Consider the following 15,813-nt stretch of genomic DNA (forward strand, 5'->3'; position numbering starts at 1 on the left):
GTGCTTCAAACATGCAGCAGCAGGTGCTCGCGTTCCCAGGGCGAGATCACCTTCATGAACTCTGCGTACTCGATCTCCTTTACCTCGGAGTACACGGTCACAAAGGACTCGCCCAGCACCGCGGCCAAGTCCTTCTCGGCGCGCAATTGATTGAGCGCTTCGCCCAGGCTGCGCGGCAGCTGGAAGTCGCCCAAATAGGCGTCGCCCTTGCACTCCGGCGAGGGTTCCACCTTGTTCTTGATGCCCAAGTAGCCGCAGGCCAGCGTGGCGGCGAGCGCCACATAGGGGTTGGCATCGGCACCGATGACGCGGTTCTCGATGCGGCGCGCATTCGGTTCGGCCAACGGTGAGCGGATGCCCACCGTGCGGTTGTCGGTGCCCCACTGAATATTGATGGGTGCTGCGGTGAAACGCGCCAGGCGCCGGTAGCTGTTGACATAGGGGGCGAACAGAGCCATGGCAGCGGGGATGTATTTTTGCAAGCCACCGATGTACCAATAGAACTCTTGGCTGGGCGAACCGTCTTCGTTGCTGAAGAGATTGCGGCCGGTCTTTTTGTTGATCACGCTTTGATGCACATGCATGGCGCTGCCGGGTTCTCCGGCAATCGGCTTGGCCATGAAGGTGGCAAACATATCGTGGCGCAGCGCCGCCTCACGCACCGTGCGCTTGAAGAAAAACACCTCGTCGGCCAGACCCATGGGGTGGGCGTGGAAGAAGTTGATTTCCATCTGCCCGGCGCCCACCTCATGGATCAAGGTGTCGACGTTGAGCTCCATCTTTTCGCAGTAGTCGTAGACGTCTTCGAACAGCGGGTCGAATTCATTGACCGCGTCGATCGAGTAGGCCTGGCGCGAGGTCTCGGCGCGGCCGGAGCGGCCGATGGGCGGCTTCAGCGGCATGTCCGGGTCGCTGTTGCGGGCCACCAGATAGAACTCCAACTCGGGGGCGACTACTGGGTCCCAGCCCTCGGCTTCGAACAAGCCGCAGACACGGCGCAAGACCGAGCGCGGTGCAAACGGCACCAACTCGCCATGGCGATCAAAGCAGTCGTGAATGATTTGCGCGGTGGGGTCGATGGCCCAGGGGACCAGGCGGGCCGTGGTCGGGTCGGCGCGCAGGTGCATATCGCGGTCATTCGGGCTGATGACGTCGTAGTAAGGCCCTTCTTCCGGGAACTCGCCGGTCACGCCCATGGCGACCACCGCCTCGGGCAAGCGCATGCCGCGGTCTTCGGTGAACTTTTGGCGCGGCAGGATCTTGCCGCGCGCCACCCCGGTCAGGTCAGGGACCAGACACTCGATCTCGGTCACCCTTTGTTGTTGCAGCCACTGTTCCAACTCGCTGAAAGAAAATTGCGTTCGATTCACCATCGTGATTCACCTTGAAGCTGTGTTCTTGAGACCGAATGGAGTGGAGGCTTGGCGCTAGGTTTCTGGTTCTAGCCCGTGTTTGCTGCTTTGGTAATTGCTGCAGGCTTGGCCGAAAGCCTGTAGCAAGGCCATGGACACCGGGTTGCTGGCGGCGCGCCATTCCGGGTGCCACTGCACGCAGAGATTGAAGCCGGGCGAGGGCGCATGGGAGAAGGCTTCGACCAAGCCGTCTTCCGCCACCGCCTCGATGCGCAAGCCGGGGGCCAACTGCTTGACTCCTTGACCATGCAACGAGTTGACCGCGAAGGCTTCGCGCCCCAGCAGCTCGGCCAGCATGCCGCCAGGCAGCACCAGCACCTGGTGCTGTTCGGCGTATTGAATCTCGGGCGGCTGACCCTCGGGCGCACGGTGATCGTTCAAGCCGCTCTGTTCTTGCACCGCTTGGTGCAGCGAGCCGCCCAGTGCGACATTGGCTTCTTGAAAACCGCGGCAAATGGCGAACAGCGGCATGCCCAGGGCCAGGGCTTTGGGCACCAAGGGCAGGGTCCAGGCGTCGCGCTCTGCATCCAGCGGCAGGGCGGGGTTGTGCACCGTTTCATCGAAATGGCTGGGGTGCACATTGGAGGGCGAACCGGTCAAGAGCACACCGTCGGCCAGCGCCAGCAGTTCATCGAGTTCTTCTGGCGTGCTGGACGGCACGATCAGCGGCAGGCAGCCCGCCAGGCGCACCGCGTCGATGTACTTCTTGCCGGCTATGTGAAAGGGGTGATCGCCCACCATGCGGTTGCAGGCGGGCACCAGTACGACCGGTTTGCCCGGCTTGCCTGACTTTTGATTTTTCAACATGACGCTTGCTTCAGCAGTTAGCGAACTCAAAGCATGTCCCTCAATCGGTAGTAGCTCATGCCCAGTACCAGGGCCGGCATGCGCATCAATCGGCCGCCAGGGAAGGGGCGGTGTTTCAACTTTGCAAAGATGTCAAAGCGGCCGGCGTCGCCCAGCATGGCCTCGGCAACTAGCTTGCCGGCCATGCCGCTCAAAGCCAGGCCATGGCCCGAGAAGCCTTGCAGGTAATAGATGTTCTGTCGCTCACCCAGGCGGCCAAAATCGGGCGCCCGGTTCATCGAGATGTCGACAAAGCCGCCCCAGCCATATTGCATCTGCACGTCCGCCATCTGCGGGAAGCTCAGCAGCATGCGTTCGCGCATGCTGGCCTTCAGGTCTCGCGGCGAGAGCGTGCTGTAGCTGACCCGACCGCCGTAGAGCAAGCGCTGGTCGGCCGTGGGGCGGAAGTAGTCCAGCACGAAATTGGTGTCGCAGACCGCCGCACGCGAGGGAATCAGCGCCCGCAGGCGCGGCTCAGGCAAGGGCTCGGTGCAAGCGATATAGGTGCCGACTGGCATGATGCGGGCACTCAAACTCGGGGCCAATTGCGGCGCAATCTCGGGCAGATAGACATTGCCGGCCAGCAGCACTTGCTTGGCCTTGACCTGCCCAGAGCCGCTGGGTGAGGTGGTGCTCAGCGTGACGAGCCCCTGGGCTTCTTGCATGGACGAAACTGCGCTGTGCTCAAACAAGCTCACCTTCAGCGCAGCCGCTGCTTGGGCCAGACCCAGGCAGTATTTGAGGGGATGCAAATGGCCGGAGGCGCTGTCGTACACACCGCCATGGAAGCGCTCGCTGGCGATCCAGTCTGGCATCTCGGCGGCCGTCAGCCAGCGCTGCTGGTGCCCGTAATCACGCGCCATGCCCTCGTTCCACTCCTGCAATTGCCGGGCTTTGCGAGGGCTGGTGGCGAGACTCAGATAGCCCTCTTGCCATTCGCAGTCAATGCCAAAGCGCTGGCAGCGCTGCTGGATCAAGGCAATGGCTTCCAGGCTCATGGCCCAGATGCGTTGCGACTCGGCCAGGCCGAGTTGCGCTTCGATGTTCGCTTGCTCGCAGGCCAGGCCGGCCAGTGCTTGACCGCCATTGCGGCCGGAGGCGCCGCCGCCGACTTGGCCCGCTTCCAGCAAGACAACCGTCATGCCGCGATCCGCCAATTCGATGGCCGCTGAGAGGCCGGCCAAGCCGCCGCCGACGATGGCAACGTCACAAGCGATGCTGCCCTGCAAGGGCGCAAACCGCTGCGTGCGCGGCGCGCTGGCAGCGTAATAGCTGTCTTGCGCCAGTTTGCGGTCAGAGTCGAGCAGCGAACTCATGTCTAAGATTCAAGCCGCCCGTTTGAGTGCGCCGCGCACGGTGTCGACGATGTGATCGATATGTTGACGCTCGATGATCAGCGGCGGGCTCAGGGCGATGGTGTCGCCGGTGGTGCGGATCAAGACGCCTTTTTCCCAGCAATCCAAGAAGACAGAGAAGGCGCGCTTACCCGGCTCGCCCGGCAGCGGCGCCAACTCCACGCCACCGACCAAGCCGATATTGCGGATGTCGATCACATGCGGTGCGTCCTTCAGCGAATGCAGGGCCTCGGCGAAATAACCCTGCATCTCGTTGGCGCGGGTCAGTAGGCCGTCTTCGGCATAGGTGTCCAGCGTGCCGAGAGCGGCGGCGCAGGCCAGCGGGTGGGCCGAGTAGGTGTAGCCGTGGAAGAACTCGATCAGGTGTTCGGGACCTTGCATAAAGGCCTCGTAGATGAAGTCCTTGGCCAGTACCGCGCCCATGGGCACGCAGCCATTGGTAAGGCCCTTGGCCACGGTCATCAGGTCGGGTGTGACGCCAAAGGTCTGGGCGCCAAAAGGATTGCCGGTGCGGCCAAAGCCGGTGATGACCTCGTCAAAGATCAGCAAAATGCCGTGCTTGTCGCAGATCTCGCGCAGGCGCTGCAGATAGCCTTGCGGCGGGATCAGCACCCCGGTGGAACCGGCCACCGGCTCGACGATGACGGCCGCGATGGTGGAGGCGTCATGCAGGGCGATCAGGTTCTCCAAGTCATTGGCGAACTCGGCCCCGTAAACCGGCTGGCCCACCGAGAAGGCGTTGCGCGCGGGGTCGTGGGTGTGGCGAATATGGTCTACGCCGCCCAGCATCTGGCCAAACATCTTGCGGTTGCCGACCATGCCGCCGACCGAAATGCCACCAAAGTTGACGCCGTGGTAGCCGCGCTCGCGGCCGATCAGCCGGGTTCGCGCGCCTTCGCCGCGGACGCGGTGGTAGGCGATGGCCATCTTGAGCGCCGTGTCCACTGACTCCGAGCCCGAGTTGGTGAAAAAAGCCTTGCCCATGCCGGCGGGTGCGAGGGCGGTCAGACGCTCGGCCAACTCGAAGGCTTTCGGGTGGCCCATTTGAAAAGGCGGGGCAAAGTCCAACTCGGCGGCTTGCTTTTGAATGGCCTCTACGATGCGCGGCCGGTTGTGGCCGGCGTTCACGCACCACAGGCCGGCGATACCGTCCAGCACTTGGCGGCCCTGGTCATCGTGGAAATACATGCCATCGGCACGGGTGATCAGGCGCGGTGACTTTTTGAACTGGCGGTTCGCGGTGAACGGCATCCAATAAGCGTCACGGGGGCTGGACATGGGCGGGTACTCCTAGATCTGAACGGGCGATTGAGGCGATGGATCTGCCTCATTTCTTCCTAACAGTCTAGTCAAGCGGTGACGCAATGTGCGAGCGCAATGGGACCCGATAAACCCGTGGATTTGCAATCCGCTGCGATAATTCATCAACAAAACGACGAATTATTCGATTTATGAGTTCTGAAGTGAAATTGGATGCGATCGACCGCAACATCCTGAACGAGCTGCAGCGCGATGGTCGTTTGCCCAATATCGAGCTGGCGCAACGGGTGCACCTCTCGCCCTCGGCCTGTTTAAGGCGCGTCAAGCATTTGGAGGAGACTGGGGTGATTGCCCAGTATGTGGCGCTGCTGAACCCCAAAGCGGTGGGCAAGCAGGGCACTAGCTACACCATCATCAACCTCGAGCGGATGACGACGGCCGCCTTGGCGGCCTTTGAGCAAGCGGTGCAAGACAGTCCGGACATCCTGGACTGCTTCTATGTGGCGGGGACCAATGACTATGTGATCCGCTTTGCCTACAAAGACGCCGAGGAGCTGGAGCGCTTCCATACCGACGTCTTGATGCAACTGCCCGAGGTGGCGCGGTCCAATTCCATGCTGGTACTGCGCACCATCAAGAGGACCACGGCTTTCAATCTTTGAGCCGTCTCGTGTTTTGAGTCGACCGATCAGGCAGCGGCGACCACGGCGGTCAAGGAGGTCAACCAAGCCAAGGTGAAGGCGGCGGCCGTCACCCATTCTTCGCCCTTGGAGCTCAAGGACTGGCTGCCAAAACTTCCCTGCGTGGCGCTTGGAGCTGCCAGGCGTGCATCGGCGGCGGGCATGGGCGACACAAAATAGTGTTGCGAAGTGGCGATGAAGTTGGACAGTGCAAACATGTCGGTGCTCTTTCAGATGAGTTGTTCGAAGTTTTCTGAAAAGGCCCGAGGCAAAGCAAAACATCCACTTGGCTCAGGCCGTTTGATGCATCAATTGCTGCATCACGGCCGTGAGTGTCACAGTGATTAGTGAAAACCCTATGACAAAACCAAGGGAAATCCCTAGTTTTAAAGGATTCGTGAATTAATGCTCTTTTTGAGCATTGAAAACATCGGAATCAGCTGGATCAGCATCATGCTGGTGAAGATCAGGGCGCAACCCAGCAGCCCGGCCGGGCTCAGGCGATCTCCCATCATGAAGTAGCCAAACATGGCGGCGAACAAGGTCTCGGAGGACAAGATGATGGCCGCATCGGCCGCATGGGCGTAGCGCTGCGCGACCACTTGGGCAGTGAAGGCAATGCCGACCGAGAACACGCCGGTGTAGAGCAGAGCCCCGGCAGCGGCCTGAATGGCGCTCGCGCTGATCGGTTCATTGAACAGGGCCCAGCCCAAAGCGAGGACCCCACAAACCGCAAACTGCCCGCCCGCCACCAAGAAAGGCGCAGCCATGCGATCCGCCACCCGGCCGATCAGTACGACGTGGAAAGCCCAGGGCAGGGCGGACAGAATCACCCACAAATCGCCGCGCCCGATCGTCAAAGACTGTGCGCCCGACAACAGATAGGCGCCCACCAAGCAAGCCAAGGCGCCGGGCCAGACCGACCAATGCGGCAAGTGACGCCACAGCAGCCAACCCAAGACGGGGACCAGGGGGACATACAGGGCCGTCAAGAAACCGGCATTGGTCACGGTGGTGCTGACGATGCCGATTTGCTGCATCGCCGCGCCCATCAACAAAAGGCTTCCCAGGCCGGCGATCTTGGCCCCGTCAACCCGGCGCAAGGGTCGGCCCTGGGTCTTCAGCGTTTGCCATTCGCGCCACATCAGGGGCGCCACAACCAAGGCGCCAATCAGGAAGCGGATCCCGGTGAAGGCCATCGGCCCCAGGTGGTCCATCCCCAGGCTTTGCGCGACAAAGGCCGAGCCCCAAATCACGGCAATAAAGATCAACAGCAAGTTGGCGCGGATGCGGCTCATGGGCAGGAGTCTCGGTGGCACGGGCGCTGCCCGAGGGGTAAAAACCCTCGATTATCGAGCAGGTGGCTGCTGGCACCTGCTGGCACATGCGGGTGCCGGACGAATCGCGCCCTCAGTGCTGCGACCAAGCCTGCAAATAGGCCAATTCCTCTGCACTGAAGCCGGCCGCTTCACGCGCTTGCATATTGAAGGGGGGGCGAAGCTTTGGCGCTTCATAACGCTTGACCAGTTCCGGGTAATGCGCGATGGGGTCCAAACCCTGCTGTTGACACAAGTGGGCATACCAGCGGTTGCCAATCAGCACATGCCCCACTTCGTCACGCAGGATGATGTCGAGAATCTCGACCGCTTTGTGATCCCCCGCTCGGGCCAGCTTGGCTTGTAGCGGCGGCGTGGCATCCAGCCCGCGAGCCTCCAGGGTACGTGGTACTAGGGCCATCCGTGCCAGCGCATCGCCGGCGGTTCGTTCGGCCATGGTCCACAAGCCGTCATGGGCGTCAAAGTCGCCGTAGCTGCGACCCAGGCTGGTTTGCAGGTGCTGATGCAAGAGATCGAAATGAAAAGCCTCTTCGGCGGCCACCTGGAGCCAATCCAGATAAAACGCCGCCGGCATGTCGGGGAAGCGCCAGATCGCATCCAGCGCCAGATTGATCGCATTGAACTCGATATGCGCAATCGCATGCAGCAATGCGGCACGGCCTTCGGGGGTGAAAGGGGAGCGGTTTGGCACCTGCAGCGCCGACAGCAGGCGTGGCCGCTCGGGGCGCCCGGGCAATTCCGCCGGACATTCGAGCCGATGGGACTCATTCAAAGTCGTACGTCCTTGCTGTGCCAAGTCATACAAGGCGCGCGCTGCTTGAGCCTTGGCGCTGGGAACTTTGATGCAAAGAATGTCGAGAGCAGCGGCGCGAATTTCCATGGGCGGGATTATCACGGTGTGCCCGCCCGTGTCGGGTGTGCTCGTCTGACGCAGAAGCGCCGCGACTCTCAAAATCTTCAGTTGCGCAGCTTTGCGGCACAGCTAGCTGGCGCACATCCGGCAGATTCGGGCATTGCTGTCGCCCATTGCGGGTGATTGCTCAAAACTGGAAGCCCGCGGCAGTCGCTCGATGTGGCCGAGCAAACGAGCGCTGCGGCAGCACCCTGCTATTGAGAGTTCCGCTGGGCGTATGTCGACGCCACATCCGAACGCTACCCTCCGCGGCATTCAGCCCGCTGCGAAGGTTTTGCGCCACTGACTGGGCGACACGCCCACCGATTGCCTGAACTGAAGGCGGAATGATTCCGCGGAGCCAAAACCGGCCTGTTCGGCCACGCGCTCGATGCTCAGCGGTCCGCGCTCCAGCAGGCGCTGGGCCAACTGCACGCGCTCTGCCTGCAACCAGACCTGCACCGAGGTGCCGGTCAAGGCCTTGAATTGCCGGGTGAGGGTGCGGCGGCTGAGGCCGGCCTCATGAGCCAAGGAGTCCAAGCTGTGCGACTCATGCAGTCGGGCGCGCACCTCGTCCATCAACCGGCCCAACCGAGTCCCGGTGCGGGCTTTGGGCAAGGGCTGCTGGATGTATTGCGACTGCCCCCCTTCGCGGTGCGGTGGGATCACCAGTCGCCGCGCCAACTGATTGGCCCGTTCGCCGCCCAATTGCTGCCGCACCAGATGCAGGCATGCATCCAGGCCGGCGGCGGTGCCTGCCGAGGTGAGCACGCGCCCCTCCTGGACGTAGAGCACGTCTGGCTCCACCTTGACGTCGGTGAAACGTTGGGCGAACAGCGGGGCGTACTCCCAGTGGGTGGTGGCCCGCCCACCTGCCAGCAGACCAGCCTCGGCCAGCACATGACTGCCCAAGCAAAGCCCCACGATGAGGGCGCCACGCGCATGAGCGGCACGCAGGGCGCGCAGCAGCGGCTCCGGGGGGCGCTCGTTGACGTCACGCCAACTCGGCACGATCACCACATCGGCTTTCTGCAGGGCGCGCAACGATGGCAAAGCGGTCAAGGCAAAGCCCGCGCTGGTTCGCACGGGTGCGGGGTCCACGCTGCACACGACGAGGTCGAAGGGTCTGTCTGGCGCCAGGCCCTCGCCGAACACCACGCAAGGCACCGAAAGATGAAACGGGCTGATTCCTTCGAACGCCACCACCGCCACGCGGCGACGCGGCGCTTGCTCAGCGGCAGGTGAACTCATTGGCATCGATGAATTGGAAGTAGTAAATACAAGTTGGCCTGATCTTACCGATAATTGACTTTCGGGCCGGTGGCCGCGCGCGACTGTTCTCGCAAGAATGAAGACTTCACTCATTGCCCCGGAGAACTTCCATGTCCAAACCAGCCTTGCTGCTGATCGATCTGCAGAACGACTACTTTCCTGGCGGCGCCTTCCCGCTGGCCAATACCGAAGCCACCTTGGTCGCTGTTGAGCAGGCGATCCGCGATGCGCAAGCAAGAGGCCTGCCGGTGATCCATGTGCAGCACGTGGCCGACGCCACCCAGGGCATCGCCCCGTTCTTCAACGCCGGCACCGAAGGCGTGATGATCCATCCCCGCATCTTGGCGGCCGCGCCGGATGCACCCGTGGTGGTCAAGCATTTCGCCGACAGCTTCGAGCGCACCACGCTGCACTCGACACTGCAGTCGCTGGGCGTCACCGAACTGGTGCTCTGCGGCATGATGACGCAGAACTGTGTGACCCACACGGCCCTGGCTCGCCAAGCGGATGCCTACGAGCGCGTGACGGTGCTCACCAACGCTTGCACCACGGTCAGCGAGATGCTCCACGCCATTGCCCTGCATGCCTTGTCGACCCGTGTTCGACTGGTATCTTCCGAGTCGATAGGGGCCTGATCGCCGAACATTGGGGTGTGGAGCAGGCGGTGCCGGCGCAAGTCCCAAAAGCCCTGCAAGCCGGAGCGAATTGGCGGGCAACTGACGCTCAGTTTCAGATGGCAATGGAGGTAAGCAGCATGGACAAAGAATTTCAACTCGACTCGGAGGGACTGCATCAGGCCGTCGAGTTGATGAGTCGTGACTTCAGCAGTGCGGCCGCGCTATCCCTGGATTCAGAACTGCCACAGGTCGGGATGGGTTCAAGGGCTGCACTGAATTTGCTTGCCCCGAGCATTCTTGGCGGCGCCGCGCGTTTGGGCGAAGCCACGTCATTTGCCCACATGGACCCGCCAACGCCCTGGATCACGTGGGCCATGACGCTTTGGAACGCGTCGCTCAATCAGAACCTGCTTCACCCCGCCACAGCACCTGTGGCTCGCCAAATGGAAGAGCAGGTCGTGGCATGGCTTGCGCCATGCTTTGGCATGAACGGCGGGCACATGACGCCGGGTTCAAGCGTGGCCAATTTGACCGCCTTGTGGGCTGCGCGCGAATGTGCCGGCATTAGGGCGGTGATCGCATCGGCGGGTGCTCATCTCTCCATTGCAAAAGCGGCGCATCTCTTGGGTCTGAAATACCAGAGCGTGCCGATAGACGCCAAGGGTTCGATGGACGCGGCGTGCTTGCCGAGCGACTTGAGTCAGTCTGCCTTGGTCCTTACAGCCGGAGCGACCAGTACAGGTGCCATCGACCCACTTCATTGGGCCGGCAAGGCTGCCTGGACCCATGTCGATGCGGCCTGGGCAGGCCCCTTGCGACTGAGCAGGTACGCCGACTCACTGGCCGGCATCGAGGCGGCTGATTCGGTGGCCGTGTCCGCGCACAAGTGGCTGTTTCAACCCAAAGAGTCGGCGCTGGTTTTGTTCAAGGACACCGCGAAAGCCCATGCGGCAGTGAGTTTTGGTGGGGCCTACCTTGCCACGCCCAATGTCGGCGTTCTGGGTTCTCATGGCGCCGTGGCCACAGCCCTGTTGGCAACGCTGCTGGCCTGGGGGCGCGAGGGAATTGCTCAGCGCATTGAGCACTGCATGGGGCTTGCTCGCCACTTGAGAGATTTTGTGGCTGCTGACAAGCGCCTTGAGCTATTTGCCGAACCCCAAACCGGCGTTGTGGTCTGGCGTCCCAAAGACGAGGGTTTGTTTGACCAGGTACTGCAGCAGTTGCCTGTCGGTTCGACGTCGACAACCTCAATTGAGGGTGTGAGGTGGTTCCGTAATGTCGCGGCCAATCCGAGTGCAGACATCAGCCTTTTGATTGCCTGCATTCAGGACGTTCTGCCTGCGCGTGCCGCTTGACCTGTGGCCATTGACGAGGGATCAGCTACCGATAGTTCGCAAGAATCGCGTCCAGTTGTCCCGCTCTAAGCAATACGTCCAAAGCGTCCAGAATCTTCTGTGCGTTCACACGGCCGTTATTGGGGATCGCACATTGAAAGCCTTGGCTTGAAAACGGCATCCGCCAGGTGGCCAATCGGTGCTTTGGCGTGTTGCGTACGTACCAGTCCAGCGCACGAGACTCACTGACGCCGTATGGCGTACGTCCGAGTGTCAGTTTCAGGAAGACTTTTTCCTGGTCTATCGCGTCCTCCCGTCTGAGGTGGCCATCAGCAAAGGATGCCTCAAGAGCAGGATACTTGTAGCCAATCACGGTGCTGATTCCCGACCCAAGGGGCAGGGACTTGATGCCCTGAGGCTCCGACACGCTCTCACCGCCAAAGATGACGTCAGAAATGTCCCATAGCTTCTTGCTCCACGTGTAGTGCTCGGGCTTCTGGGTCCACTGAGGCGTGGTGTAGCAGCGAAGATCGACCTCGCCCGCTAGGCCCGCGCTTTCGATGCGTTTGCGCGGCAGTACAACAAAGTTCACCCTCATGGCCAGCTGCTTTTCTAGCGCCGCACCAAGATCGAAGACCATGCCGCCCACCAAGCGTTGATTCGCGAATTTCGCATAGGGAGGATTCCATGCGCTGCTAACGCTCATGCGCAAGACCTCGGCCGCATGGAGTTGGCTGCAGCCGATCGACAGCAAGAGCAAAGCCGCGGCTGTTCTGTGAATGTGCAATCCAAGCTCCTATAGCCGCGCAAAGGCCAAGCTCGTGCCATTGTGACTTAAGCAACTCATCAAGAGGGCCTGAGAAATGCGTCGTGGCAGCGGTGATCGCTTGCTCAGCAGGGCCACGAAGGAAGCCAAGCGAGCCATGGCAGATTCTTTGTCTTCCTGGCTTGTGTTAGTTTTCTGTTGTGCGCAGTGTCCGGGCTTGTCGCATTGAAAGCGGCAGGCCCCGGGAACTGGCAGTTTTGATCTTGTGGGCGCTGACTGAACCTGAGGGTGGCTTTGATGGCAATAGCAAATGAATTCGATCTGTTCCCGCTGGAGCGGGATGTGCTGGCGGCCAGCACACTGCTGACCGAGCAGTCAGATTGGAACTCGCGCCTGTATGTCGCCTGGGGTCTGCGGCAGCTCAACAGCCCGCGTGCACTTGAGTTGGCGACCGGTCTGCAAGCCGAGCTCGCGCGGGAGGTGGAGCAGGTTGCTTTCGTCGACCCGGCGGCCTTGAGTCATATGCGCGGGCGTTTGTTCTTGATCCAGGCCGAAGTCGCGATGTTGATGATGAGCTTGGACGAAGCCGAGCAGCGTTTGGCCCAAGCGCGGACCGAGTTGGAGGCCTATCCGAATGCTTGCGCGCTGGCCGACATGATTTGGCTGCGCTCTTGTGTGCACGCCGACAAAGGCGAAGTCGACGCCCATCGCGAGGCGATGCAGCAGGCGGTTGATTTGGCCGATCAGGCCGGGGACACGGAGCGCCAGCTTTACTACCGAGCCAGCCTGGCTCGGTCTGACCTGTTTCGCGACTTTGAATTGGCCCGCGTCACTTGGTCTGAACAACTGCCACACAGTCTTTACGGCCTGAGAACGCAAAGCAGCGCGGCACTGGCCGACTACCGAGCACTGGAGCATGGCCTGGCATCCGACTACCTGGAAGCCGCCCGCTGGCTGAATCTGGCATATGAGGCCAGCCTGGAGTCGGGGCAGGTTCGCCGCGCGATTTCGGTGGCGTCCAATCAAGGCTATACCTACACCCAAATTGCTGACTTTGAGACCGCACTGACTTGGTTGAAGAAGGGCCTGACCTTGGCGCGCAAGGTCCGCTGGCCTGGCGCTATCGGCCTGTGCCTGGCTCATACCGGGGAAGCTTTGCGTCGCGTCGGCCAGACCGCTTCCGCCCGCGAGCTCTTGCGCGAATGCCTGCAAACCCTGGCTCAGCACCCGAACAGCCATACCTCCATGCTGGCCCTGAATTACCTCGGCCTCACCGAGATGGATGAGGGCCATTTTGAAGCGGCGCTGAAGCATTTTGAAACGCTCGGTGAACGCGAGATGCAGGCCCACGCCAGCGATATGCGCAACAACGTGGTGCTGGGGCGCGCGCGCGCGCTGATGAATTTGAACCGCCTCGATGAAGCGCGCGAGGTGGCGCTGGAAGCCGCCAAGGCCGCAGCGATCCAACAACAGAAATCCAGTCTGGTGGAGCTCTGGCAAGTGCTCGCGGAGATCGAGAAACGCTGCGCCGGTACACCGGAGGCGGTGCTGGCTTGGCTGAATCTGGCGCTTGAGCAGGCACAAGCCCTGGAGGGTTTCCAAGCGCCGCCGCGCCTTTTGGAAGCCGCAGCCGAAGCGCTGGACCAAGCCGGTCGCCCGCAAGAGGCCTACACCATGGCGAGGCGGGCGGCGCTGGCGCAGCAGGTGAGTTGGAGTATTGCCGCCAAGCATGGGCGGCAGCAGGTTGAGATTGCCCGCAATGAGCGACAACATGCGAGGGCCTTGGCGCATGCAAAAGAAACGCGCATGAACAAACTGCAGACGGCGCATGAGGACTTGCAGCAACTGGTCATCTTGAGTCGGGAGTTGTGGCGGCAGCCGAGTCCAGGGCTGATTTTCACCGCCCTGGGCCGCGCCCTGAGGTCGGTGTTGGGCGTCGAACTGCTGGCCACCTACCGGCCCAATGCCGCGGGCCAAGCGCTGCAACTGGGCGAGTCATCCAAAGGTGAGCATGAGGGATTGCCGCTGAGCATCGCCCTCAATGATGCGCAGCACCCCTGTGCCGAATGCAGCCGTGACTGGTCCGAGCAGCAGCTTTTGCTGCCATCCGGGCTGACCCGAGTCTTCGCTCCAATGGTCGGTGACGATGCCACCCCCGGCGTGCTGGTCCTGGACTTGGCCCCAGGTCACCCCTGGGGAGTGCGCGAGCAAGGCATGCTGCGACACCTGAGCACCGATGCCGCCTTGGCCTTCAAACGCTCATTGATCTGAGCGGCTGAGTTGACTCACCGCGCGGCCGACCGCAACCCGTCAGTGCTCCGGTCGAACTGGTCATCAAGGCGGCTGCGAAGGCTCGGTATCGGCACCGAGCCTTCAGATCAATACGGATTGGCCGCTGGTCGGCGCTGCTCAGCTCAGACAAATAGTCCCCACGCCTTCACGTACGAGCCCGTGATCTGAGATTCGCGGGCGCTGCCGATGCCAGCCTAAAATCTCGTCCTTGGGCCAAAGGCCAAAGACTTCATCAAAGGCAGGAGGGACGATATGGCTGTTTACCAGTTGGACGAGCATTGCCCCCAAGTGGATGAGTCGGCCTGGGTGGCCGAGAGCGCCGAGGTGATTGGCCGCGTGAGCTTGGGCGCCGATGTGTCCGTTTGGTTCCAGGCTGTTTTGCGTGGCGACAGCGAGCAATTGACGATTGGCGCGGGCAGCAATATTCAGGACGGCTCGGTGCTGCATGCGGACCACGGCTTCCCCTTGGTTTTGGGTGAGGGCGTGACGGTCGGCCACAAGGTCATGTTGCATGGTTGTTCCGTGGGCGACCATTCTTTGATTGGCATCGGCGCGGTGGTCTTGAATGGCGCACGCATTGGCCGCAACTGTTTGGTGGGAGCCGGCGCCTTGGTCACCGAGGGCAAAGAGTTCCCGGATGGCAGCCTGATCGTCGGCAGCCCCGCCAAGGTGCTGCGTGAATTGAGTCCCGAGCAGATCATGGGCCTGAGGGCCAGTGCGCTGCATTACATAGGCAATGGCCGGCGCTACGCGCAAGGCCTGAAGAAGAAAGAAAGCTCTGCATGAGCGAACTGCATAAATTTTTGTTCGAAGGCCTGCCGGTGCGCGGCATGTTGGTTCGTTTGACCGACAGCTGGCGCGAGGTCTTGAGACGCCGCGAGGTGGTCGGGGCGCATCCTCCCGAACTGCGTGCCTTGCTGGGCGAGATGGCGGCTGCGGCCGTGCTGATGCAGTCCAACATCAAGTTCAATGGCGCGCTGGTCTTGCAGGTTTTTGGCGATGGACCGGTCAAGTTGGCCGTGGCCGAGGTGCAGCCGGATCTGAGCTTTCGCGCCACCGCCAAGCTGGTCGGCGAGGTGCCTGAGGGCGCCAAGCTGGAGGCCATGTTGAACGTCCATGGCCAAGGTCGCTGCGCGATCACGCTCGACCCCAAGGATCGTCTGCCTGGCCAGCAGCCTTATCAAGGCGTGGTGCCCTTGCATGGCGATCAGCGCGAGCCGCTGCAAAACCTGTCGGAGGTGCTGGAGCACTATATGTTGCAGTCCGAGCAACTCGACACCAAGATGATTTTGTTCGCCAATGACGAGATCGCTGCTGGACTCTTGATTCAACGCCTGCCGATGCAGGGAGAGGGCAATCTGGAGGGGCAGGGCAAGCGTGATGAAGACGATATTGGACTGTCTGACGCCTTCAATCGCATCAGCATGCTGGCTTCAACGCTGACTTCAGAAGAGTTGTTGGGCTTGGATGCTGAAACCGTTTTGCGTCGCCTGTTCTGGGAAGAAACGGTGCGCCGCTTTGAGCCGCTCGCGCCCGAGTTTGCCTGCAGCTGTTCGACCGGGCGAGTCGGGCAGATGCTCAAGGGCTTGGGCCGCGAGGAGGTGGATTCGGTGCTGGCCGAACGCGGCAAGGTCGAGATCGGCTGCGAGTTCTGCGGCCAGCAATATCACTTTGACGCGGTCGATGTGGGCGAATTGTTCGCGGCCGAGCATGCGCAAGCCGGAGGCAGCGGCACCGTTCAGTAATGCCT

15 protein-coding genes are annotated in these 15,813 nt (G+C 61.7%); 6 read left to right on the forward strand and 9 right to left on the reverse strand.

Annotated elements, in window-relative coordinates; translation table 11 throughout:
- Positions 1-5: 5 nt before the first annotated feature.
- From ACOVRJ_RS11145 to ACOVRJ_RS11160, 4 genes are read right to left on the reverse strand one after another with little or no spacing between them, the layout of a single operon-like run.
- Positions 6-1,373: a glutamine synthetase family protein gene (locus ACOVRJ_RS11145; RefSeq protein WP_422043922.1), complete on the reverse strand. Its 1,368-nt coding sequence runs from the start codon at positions 1,371-1,373 to the stop codon at positions 6-8.
- A 54-nt stretch (positions 1,374-1,427) separates the two neighbouring features.
- The gene (locus tag ACOVRJ_RS11150; RefSeq protein WP_422043923.1) at positions 1,428-2,219 is read right to left on the reverse strand and encodes a gamma-glutamyl-gamma-aminobutyrate hydrolase family protein; all 792 of its coding nucleotides are present in this window, start codon (positions 2,217-2,219) and stop codon (positions 1,428-1,430) included.
- A 26-nt stretch (positions 2,220-2,245) separates the two neighbouring features.
- The gene (locus ACOVRJ_RS11155; RefSeq protein ID WP_422043924.1) at positions 2,246-3,574 is read right to left on the reverse strand and encodes an NAD(P)/FAD-dependent oxidoreductase; all 1,329 of its coding nucleotides are present in this window, start codon (positions 3,572-3,574) and stop codon (positions 2,246-2,248) included.
- Between the two features lie 9 nt (positions 3,575-3,583).
- Positions 3,584-4,891, reverse strand: a complete 1,308-nt coding sequence (locus tag ACOVRJ_RS11160; RefSeq protein WP_422043925.1) for an aspartate aminotransferase family protein — start codon at positions 4,889-4,891, stop codon at positions 3,584-3,586.
- Between the two features lie 173 nt (positions 4,892-5,064).
- On the opposite strand from ACOVRJ_RS11160, the gene ACOVRJ_RS11165 reads away from it, so the two are divergent.
- The gene (locus ACOVRJ_RS11165) at positions 5,065-5,535 is read left to right on the forward strand and encodes an Lrp/AsnC family transcriptional regulator (RefSeq protein WP_422043926.1); all 471 of its coding nucleotides are present in this window, start codon (positions 5,065-5,067) and stop codon (positions 5,533-5,535) included.
- A gap of 26 nt (positions 5,536-5,561) precedes the next feature.
- Here the strand turns inward: ACOVRJ_RS11165 and ACOVRJ_RS11170 are convergent, their stop codons facing one another.
- The 4 genes from ACOVRJ_RS11170 to ACOVRJ_RS11185 all read right to left on the reverse strand — a co-directional run bounded on the left by ACOVRJ_RS11170 (position 5,562) and on the right by ACOVRJ_RS11185 (position 9,033).
- A complete protein-coding gene (locus tag ACOVRJ_RS11170; RefSeq protein ID WP_422043927.1) occupies positions 5,562-5,771 on the reverse strand; it encodes a hypothetical protein in 210 nt (69 codons plus the stop codon).
- 168 nt (positions 5,772-5,939) lie between these two features.
- On the reverse strand, positions 5,940-6,851 hold the full coding sequence (locus ACOVRJ_RS11175; RefSeq protein WP_422043928.1) for a DMT family transporter: 912 nt from the start codon (positions 6,849-6,851) through the stop codon (positions 5,940-5,942).
- Between the two features lie 112 nt (positions 6,852-6,963).
- Positions 6,964-7,770 (reverse strand): ferritin-like domain-containing protein, encoded by an 807-nt coding sequence (locus ACOVRJ_RS11180; RefSeq protein ID WP_422043929.1) that lies wholly within the window; start codon positions 7,768-7,770, stop codon positions 6,964-6,966.
- 288 nt (positions 7,771-8,058) lie between these two features.
- A complete protein-coding gene (locus ACOVRJ_RS11185; protein WP_422043930.1) occupies positions 8,059-9,033 on the reverse strand; it encodes a helix-turn-helix domain-containing protein in 975 nt (324 codons plus the stop codon).
- Positions 9,034-9,164: 131 nt separating this feature from the next.
- Here ACOVRJ_RS11185 and ACOVRJ_RS11190 point away from each other — a divergent pair, with 131 nt between their 5' ends.
- Together ACOVRJ_RS11190 and ACOVRJ_RS11195 are read left to right on the forward strand one after the other, a co-directional pair.
- Positions 9,165-9,689, forward strand: coding sequence for a cysteine hydrolase family protein (locus ACOVRJ_RS11190; RefSeq protein WP_422043931.1), 525 nt, complete (start codon positions 9,165-9,167; stop codon positions 9,687-9,689).
- Positions 9,690-9,808: 119 nt separating this feature from the next.
- Positions 9,809-11,026 carry a pyridoxal phosphate-dependent decarboxylase family protein gene (locus ACOVRJ_RS11195; protein WP_422043932.1) on the forward strand — a complete coding sequence of 406 codons (1,218 nt, stop codon included), beginning with the start codon at positions 9,809-9,811 and terminating at the stop codon, positions 11,024-11,026.
- Between the two features lie 25 nt (positions 11,027-11,051).
- Here ACOVRJ_RS11195 and ACOVRJ_RS11200 read toward each other — a convergent pair whose 3' ends face one another.
- Positions 11,052-11,711, reverse strand: coding sequence for a substrate-binding periplasmic protein (locus ACOVRJ_RS11200; RefSeq protein WP_422043933.1), 660 nt, complete (start codon positions 11,709-11,711; stop codon positions 11,052-11,054).
- Between the two features lie 357 nt (positions 11,712-12,068).
- Between ACOVRJ_RS11200 and ACOVRJ_RS11205 the strand changes: the two genes are divergently transcribed.
- The 3 genes from ACOVRJ_RS11205 (at position 12,069) to ACOVRJ_RS11215 (ending at position 15,808) form a co-directional block, all read left to right on the forward strand.
- Complete coding sequence (locus ACOVRJ_RS11205; RefSeq protein WP_422043934.1) at positions 12,069-14,042, forward strand: hypothetical protein; 1,974 nt, start codon at positions 12,069-12,071, stop codon at positions 14,040-14,042.
- Between the two features lie 273 nt (positions 14,043-14,315).
- Positions 14,316-14,849, forward strand: coding sequence for a gamma carbonic anhydrase family protein (locus ACOVRJ_RS11210; RefSeq protein ID WP_422043935.1), 534 nt, complete (start codon positions 14,316-14,318; stop codon positions 14,847-14,849).
- Positions 14,846-15,808: an Hsp33 family molecular chaperone HslO gene (locus tag ACOVRJ_RS11215; RefSeq protein ID WP_422043936.1), complete on the forward strand. Its 963-nt coding sequence runs from the start codon at positions 14,846-14,848 to the stop codon at positions 15,806-15,808. Before ACOVRJ_RS11210 ends, ACOVRJ_RS11215 begins: the two co-directional genes overlap by 4 nt.
- Positions 15,809-15,813 lie beyond the last annotated feature (5 nt).

It is taken from the genome of Roseateles sp. (assembly GCF_049240545.1).
Lineage (GTDB): Bacteria > Pseudomonadota > Gammaproteobacteria > Burkholderiales > Burkholderiaceae_C > Paucibacter_A.

Excerpts from the sequence above, each read along its gene's own strand:
- ACOVRJ_RS11180 (WP_422043929.1), bottom strand. The coding sequence starts at position 7,770 with ATGGAAATTCGCGCCGCTGCTCTCGACATTCTTTGCATCAAAGTTCCC.
- ACOVRJ_RS11210 (WP_422043935.1), top strand. The coding sequence starts at position 14,316 with ATGGCTGTTTACCAGTTGGACGAGCATTGCCCCCAAGTGGATGAGTCG.
- ACOVRJ_RS11165 (WP_422043926.1), top strand. The coding sequence starts at position 5,065 with ATGAGTTCTGAAGTGAAATTGGATGCGATCGACCGCAACATCCTGAAC.
- ACOVRJ_RS11175 (WP_422043928.1), bottom strand. The coding sequence starts at position 6,851 with ATGAGCCGCATCCGCGCCAACTTGCTGTTGATCTTTATTGCCGTGATT.
- ACOVRJ_RS11205 (WP_422043934.1), top strand. The coding sequence starts at position 12,069 with ATGGCAATAGCAAATGAATTCGATCTGTTCCCGCTGGAGCGGGATGTG.
- ACOVRJ_RS11170 (WP_422043927.1), bottom strand. The coding sequence starts at position 5,771 with ATGTTTGCACTGTCCAACTTCATCGCCACTTCGCAACACTATTTTGTG.
- ACOVRJ_RS11185 (WP_422043930.1), bottom strand. The coding sequence starts at position 9,033 with ATGAGTTCACCTGCCGCTGAGCAAGCGCCGCGTCGCCGCGTGGCGGTG.
- ACOVRJ_RS11145 (WP_422043922.1), bottom strand. The coding sequence starts at position 1,373 with ATGGTGAATCGAACGCAATTTTCTTTCAGCGAGTTGGAACAGTGGCTG.
- ACOVRJ_RS11190 (WP_422043931.1), top strand. The coding sequence starts at position 9,165 with ATGTCCAAACCAGCCTTGCTGCTGATCGATCTGCAGAACGACTACTTT.
- ACOVRJ_RS11200 (WP_422043933.1), bottom strand. The coding sequence starts at position 11,711 with ATGAGCGTTAGCAGCGCATGGAATCCTCCCTATGCGAAATTCGCGAAT.
- ACOVRJ_RS11150 (WP_422043923.1), bottom strand. The coding sequence starts at position 2,219 with ATGTTGAAAAATCAAAAGTCAGGCAAGCCGGGCAAACCGGTCGTACTG.
- ACOVRJ_RS11215 (WP_422043936.1), top strand. The coding sequence starts at position 14,846 with ATGAGCGAACTGCATAAATTTTTGTTCGAAGGCCTGCCGGTGCGCGGC.
- ACOVRJ_RS11155 (WP_422043924.1), bottom strand. The coding sequence starts at position 3,574 with ATGAGTTCGCTGCTCGACTCTGACCGCAAACTGGCGCAAGACAGCTAT.
- ACOVRJ_RS11195 (WP_422043932.1), top strand. The coding sequence starts at position 9,809 with ATGGACAAAGAATTTCAACTCGACTCGGAGGGACTGCATCAGGCCGTC.
- ACOVRJ_RS11160 (WP_422043925.1), bottom strand. The coding sequence starts at position 4,891 with ATGTCCAGCCCCCGTGACGCTTATTGGATGCCGTTCACCGCGAACCGC.